General features: G+C 58.5%; 7 protein-coding genes. 2 read left to right on the top strand and 5 right to left on the bottom strand.

Annotated features, from left to right (window positions below):
• The first annotated feature begins 250 nt into the window (after positions 1-250).
• Entirely contained in the window at positions 251-838 is a 588-nt protein-coding gene (locus OXT71_10525; protein ID MDE2926820.1) for an NYN domain-containing protein, read from the top strand.
• Positions 839-1,221: 383 nt separating this feature from the next.
• On the opposite strand, the gene OXT71_10520 is transcribed toward OXT71_10525, so the two are convergent.
• From OXT71_10520 to OXT71_10500, 5 genes are all read right to left on the bottom strand, one after another.
• Entirely contained in the window at positions 1,222-2,085 is an 864-nt protein-coding gene (locus tag OXT71_10520) for a hypothetical protein (protein ID MDE2926819.1), read from the bottom strand.
• A 154-nt stretch (positions 2,086-2,239) separates the two neighbouring features.
• A complete protein-coding gene (locus OXT71_10515; protein ID MDE2926818.1) occupies positions 2,240-2,377 on the bottom strand; it encodes a hypothetical protein in 138 nt (45 codons plus the stop codon).
• Positions 2,378-2,678: 301 nt separating this feature from the next.
• A complete protein-coding gene (locus tag OXT71_10510) occupies positions 2,679-3,353 on the bottom strand; it encodes a hypothetical protein (protein MDE2926817.1) in 675 nt (224 codons plus the stop codon).
• A 110-nt stretch (positions 3,354-3,463) separates the two neighbouring features.
• Positions 3,464-3,676 (bottom strand): tyrosine-type recombinase/integrase, encoded by a 213-nt coding sequence (locus OXT71_10505; GenBank protein MDE2926816.1) that lies wholly within the window; start codon positions 3,674-3,676, stop codon positions 3,464-3,466.
• Between the two features lie 108 nt (positions 3,677-3,784).
• On the bottom strand, positions 3,785-4,162 hold the full coding sequence (locus OXT71_10500) for a hypothetical protein (GenBank protein ID MDE2926815.1): 378 nt from the start codon (positions 4,160-4,162) through the stop codon (positions 3,785-3,787).
• Between the two features lie 804 nt (positions 4,163-4,966).
• Between OXT71_10500 and OXT71_10495 the strand changes: the two genes are divergently transcribed.
• Positions 4,967-5,233 (top strand): hypothetical protein, encoded by a 267-nt coding sequence (locus OXT71_10495; protein MDE2926814.1) that lies wholly within the window; start codon positions 4,967-4,969, stop codon positions 5,231-5,233.
• The last annotated feature ends 390 nt before the right edge of the window (positions 5,234-5,623 follow it).

Below are 5,623 nucleotides of genomic sequence, written 5' to 3'. Positions count from 1 at the left end.
GTACCGGCGCACGGACCTGTTCGAGCGGCGGCGCGTGCTCATGGAGGACTGGGCGAGCTATCTGGCTGGCGGGAATCGGCCACTGGTGTCCGGCCGGCGGCGTTGAGCCGCCGTGGTGGTCCTCCCGGCAGGCTTCGGGATCCGGCATTCGAGCTGGCGTTTCAAGCACTGTGGAGGATAAGGGGGCGATCCTGTATGTTTAGATTGTTCTGGATTGACCTTCGGCAGCCTAGTTGTGGAGACAGCCGAAATGATTGATAGCAGCGCGGCTTGGTTTGTCGACGGCTCGTACCTTTTCAAGCTATGGCAGGCATTACGCCGTTCAGACAAGCTAGATTATTTGCTGCTTCGGAAGCACTTAGAAGAAAAATTCCAAGTGAAAATAGCGGATGCGTACTATTTCAACGCGGACCCAGATCCGCCGACCGCCAAAACCAACGCATTCCACAGTGCTTTGGCCTACCCACCACCTGGCGGCCCCGGACTGCGAGTAAAGCTCTACTGGCTGCAGAAACGCGCTCTGTATTGGCCACAAGCTTGGGGGGGTGGACCGGTTTTGCATCCGGGCAACAAGCGCCAATATGAACTAATCCAACAAAAGGCTGTCGATGTCGGTCTGGCGTTTCACTTGATGCGTTCTTATGGACACCGGCAATGGCGAACGCTCTTTCTAGCGGCTGGTGATGGTGACTTCCACGAAGCGATTCAGCACCTCGTCGAACATCGAGATGTCGCCGTGATCCTCATCGGAACATTGAATTCGATGAGTCGTGAACTGTTGCCGTATGCTCAGGCCATAGAGGAGGTAGATGTAATTGCCGACTCCATTGCAAGATGAGGTGCCCGGTCACGGCGTCACGGCGGATCTGGCCTTTAGGCCTGAGTCGGAGGTCGCGGCAGGGTTTCACTGTACTTATTCCCTCGTCCAGGATCCGCGACGGCTGGCCAGCACCAGAAGGTCGACACCTACCCTATTGACAGGCCGAAATCGGGCGCCGCGAGCTCTGCCGGTGGATTTAGCCCGATCCGCGAAAATGCGATTGAAACGCACGACGTATGTTGGCTGAGACCAGGGGACGAAGGTAAAGAATAGGTCTGTGGGCGGTGCCTGGGCTCCTTGTGCGGTGGCGACGGGATCGGTGAACTCCGGTACGCATCGGTCCATTGGCTACGTACTTCTGGGCCACTTGGTAAGCGTGGCTGGCGCGCTGGGCACACTTTTTAGGACTTTTCGCCAGCAGGGTGCTTACGCCAGAGGTAGCTCGCAACTGCCGCACAGGTGCCGAGCATGAATAGAGCTTCTTCCAGGCCGACGTACTCACCTGTTGGCTCTGGCGATCCGTGGCGAACGCCAGCCTGGTTTGTATAGGTCCATATGTTTTCCATCGCCCGCACGAGTTGAGGATGCCAAAATGCGGGATTTTTCTTGATTTCATTCAACGCCGCCCCAAATGTTTGGGCCCTAGGCACGAGAGTTCGTGCGACGGACTCGGCGGCATCGACGCTATTTTTGATGCTGCCCGCCCAATCTCCCCGATTGATATCCTTTGATGCATCGCGAAGGAAGTCCTCGGCGGCACTGAGCCCCCCCTGCTGCAATGTGTGCAGCGCCTTGGTCAGGGACCGTCCTTCTTCTGGTGTGCTTGCCGGAAATATAGTAGGAGGACCATTGTCGTCGATGATGTAGGCCACCATTCCCTTTTCAAAGGCCTCTTTCATTTCGTCGACTAAGTCCGCCGGACACTGAGCGTGGCGCAGGATGAACTGAACGAGATCAAAGACCTTGTTGAAAGGGTGCGTCATTACGGCTTGGCGAAGGTCGTCCTTAGCGCCCTCAAAGTCCCACAGATCCAACGCTTGGTTATCTACGTCCAGATGCTTATCCCGAAGAATGTCATACCAGACGAGTTCGACAAGTCCGGGTCCCCAGGTCTTTTCATAATCGAGGCTGGAAAAAAGAACATCCCACATCTTGGTTCTGGCCACACCAGACAATTCCTCTAACTTCAGACGTTGAGGTATCTCCTCGTAGCCGTACGCCTGGGAGAATGTCAGCGTTCTCGGGTCGCCGTACTGAGATTTCAAGATGGTTCCTCCGTGCTAGGGCGACCGCGGGGAGCCAGAAGAACACCCAGGCCCGTATGCTTCACCCCGTTGGCACCTTCTGGATCGTCGATCGGAGGTGCTCCTATCGGCTCGATTTTTCAGCGGGACGACACCTCCTCCTTTCCCGATCCAGTTAGCGCTCTCGCTTCTTGCCCCGGCGCCGCCTCACGGCCGCCATGATCTGAGGCCAATACTCCTTAAGGAATATAACAGCCATTTCTTCGTTCCGGATCGCCTTCTGCACCTTGGACAGGAACAGCGATCCTACCATCCTCATTGGGAGGGTGAGGGAGTTCCCCAATGCGGAAATCAAGCTCTGCCTTTGGCCTCGAACTCCAGACTCCGATGGAAGAATGCTCTCAGCAGTCTGGCAAAAGGGTCCGTGTTGTCAGTCCCTCATGAGAGGCAGACGCGTCCGGCAGAGCTGAAGAATCCGGGCCAGGTTCCCCGTCGGGTAACGCCCACCGTGCTTCCTAGTTATGGGCGCACAGGCGCTGAATTCCTGGCCTCATCCCATTCTTGTAGTTTTCGAGCCTGCCCCCTGCAAGTCTGCCGCCGTGAGAAATTTTTCTTCACATGAACTGGGAGTAGCCTCTCGCGGCCCGCTTGCAGACACGTTCGACGAGTTCAGCACTTTCCCCAAAATATTCGTCGGCAAGCTGTATGCTCCAAGAAATCGGTTCGAACTTACCCCCGTTCGCCGGTTTCCACCGCTCTTCGATTACGGGGATTTTGTAGTCGCACTGTAGTTTCTTCGCCATCTCCTTGTGTGGGTGGCCATCGTAGTGCGCGATGCAGTTCCTGACTTCTTTCATTCCCATCAACGCGTGCCAGTCGTGGTTGGGTTCTGTTATGGGCACGCCGATTTTCCTGAATGCGTCTTTCATGCCTTCCAAGGACATCTTCCGAATGCATCCCTCCACCGGCGCACCTGCCTTGCGAAGGTGGCGCAATGTTCGCCGGAGAAATCTCTCAATCACTGTGAATAAACCGAAAATGGAGAAGTTCCTCTTTATCTCCCGCAGATCCTCCAATTCGTCGCGATATTCGAGGTGAAAGACCTCGATCTCATCATCTGTCAGATGGGCTATCTCATCCTCCAGGTCCTTGAACCCTCTTTTGAAGTGCCTCTCGCCTTCGTCGTAGAAGTTTTTCAGTCTGCCGATATTGTGGCGCATGATGGACAGCCGAGCAGCGACGATTACCCCCCCTCCAAGATTGGCGGGCCGAGACTTTTTTCTTGCCATGGCGATTCTCCTTTCGAAGCTGGACGCGTGGGTGATCGGCCCATCTTGAGATGCCGAAAGAGACCCGGAGTCTCACGCAGGAGCGATTGGGATGCCGCCTAGGAGTGGACTCAGAAGGGGATCCGCTCGACGATGCTGCGGGTGACACGCCGGCGCCGGCGGTCGTAGAGCTGGATCGTGCACGGGTGAGAATGCCCGACCAGGTGCTGGACCTCTTCGACCGGGACGTTTTGGGAGAGCAGGGCGGTGACGACCATGACGCGAAAGGAGTGAGGTGTCAGGTTGTCGGGGAGCCCAGAGGCGGCGAGGTGGCGCTTGAGCATGGCTCGTTCCCGAAACCTCAATGGGGAGTCCAGATCAATGGCTGCGAAAAGCCGCCGTGATTATTGCGGCAGGCTGATTTCCGGGGTCTTGCGGTCGAGTACTTGGTGCTAGATCCCCCGAACTGAGTGCAAGGGGTTCAGGACGACGGCGTGGCGGGTGACCAGTGCGTCGAAAAAATGCCGCAAGCCGGCGAGGGCTTGGTTCTTGGTGGCGGCCGAGACGGGTAGGTCCCGCAGGAACCGGCCAGCCAAGCCGGGCGTGCCGCGGTGGAACTCCAAGTCCTCGCCCTCGCAAAACTCGAGGAACCACCCGACGGCCCGGCCGTAGGCCCGGCGCGTCTCAGGACTGGAGATCCGGTCGAGAAGATCTCGTCCGCAGCAAATTATGCGGCTGCCGGCGCGATTGACGACCGGAGGGAGCGCCGGCGCAGCGATGTCGCCACGGACGGGTTTACACTCAGCGGAAGCGTGCAGCGGGCCGGGCACAACCAGTCACGGTAGCGTACGTTACCCACAATAATTCGCGACCCACCGAGCCGGTGTCGCAGGATGGACACATGGAAACCGAGACTATCGGGTCGAACTAGGTGAGCAGTATTGCGAACGTTGTAGACGGTCGCCGAGACAGTTCCGCACTTGGCAGTCGCAAAGGTTTACGGCGACTCGTTTCGCGTCTGTGTAAAGGGCCTCTCGTGCCGATCCGGAAGTGTGAATGGGACATGCGGGGTGGATTCACAAAAAGCGGTCCCGGCGATTCACAAATCCACTTTCCCCGAACTCTTTGTTGCTCATGCCGTTACGGCCACATTCCCGGCTTCGCCGCGCCCGCACGGGGAAAGCGGAGGTGGAAGAAACGCCCTATGAAGTGGAGAAATGTGGTCCTCGTACCGGCTGGATCGGCGGCAGTGATCTGGCGCTCCGGATAGGGTCCCCTTCCCGGGCTTGGAGACAATCCCGTATCGGATCGGATCGCGGTTCACGAGCCGATGCTGCATGCGGTGTTCCAGGCTGGGGACGATTTGGCTCCAAGCATCGCCGTCTGGCGCCCACTGATTCCTTTCGGTGTCCTGGATCCTTGCGCCAAGCGTCGGCGAGTCCACAGCCTTCCAGCCAGCGCGGCCAACAAAAGTGCCACCACTGAGATGATTACGATACCAACGTGGGTCCAGCTCATTCTTGCAGCGGCCGCTTCCACCAGCGTTATGGGAGCCTCGACACGATGGCGAGGAGTCCAGCGCCGGCGGACACGATCGCTCCGGTCTGGAGCCAGAGGGCGCAGGAGTGCGGCATATGCGGGCCTTGCCGCACCGGGAGTTGGCCTCGGTGCTCAGGAAGCTACGGGCCTCGGACCCGAAGGACCTGGCCCTGTTGGCCTTCGAGTTCCTGGTGCTCACGGCGGCGAGGGGGGACGAGGCGGCGCTGGCTCATATGGTGAAAAACAAAGTCGAGGCGGCGTACCGGCGGACGGATCTGTTCGAGCGCCGGCGGGTCATGGAGGACTGGCCAAGCTATCTGGCTGGCGGGAGGCGGCAACCGGCTTCCGTCGGGCTCCGTTGATCTGCCGTGGTCGTCCTCCCGGCAGGTTTCGTAATCTGGGGTTCGAGCCGGATTCCGAAAGGTCGATCTTGACCGCTGAAAAATGGGGTTCCGTGCCGATCGGGGAGTGCACATGAGACAACGGGGGACATGTGCACAGTGAGGGCTCTCCGACGTGCACGGAGACTATTCTCTAACCTGCTGGCCCCGTTCGGGTTACGGATCGTCTCCCGGCGTCGGCGGTGCCGCACGGGGAAAGCGGAGGTTGAAGGTGTCCCGTTTTCGTGGACGGTTTATTGGTGCGGTCTACGTTGTCCTTAGGTTTAATACCCCTTCTGTCGGTGGGGAGCAAGACTTCCCCCCGACGACGGTCAATGGCCATCGAGGATGTCAGGGTTTTGGCCATTGACA

It is taken from the genome of Acidobacteriota bacterium, assembly GCA_028874215.1.
Taxonomy (GTDB): Bacteria; Acidobacteriota; UBA6911; order RPQK01; family JAJDTT01; genus JAJDTT01.
This window is presented reverse-complemented; position numbering and strand designations above follow the sequence as displayed.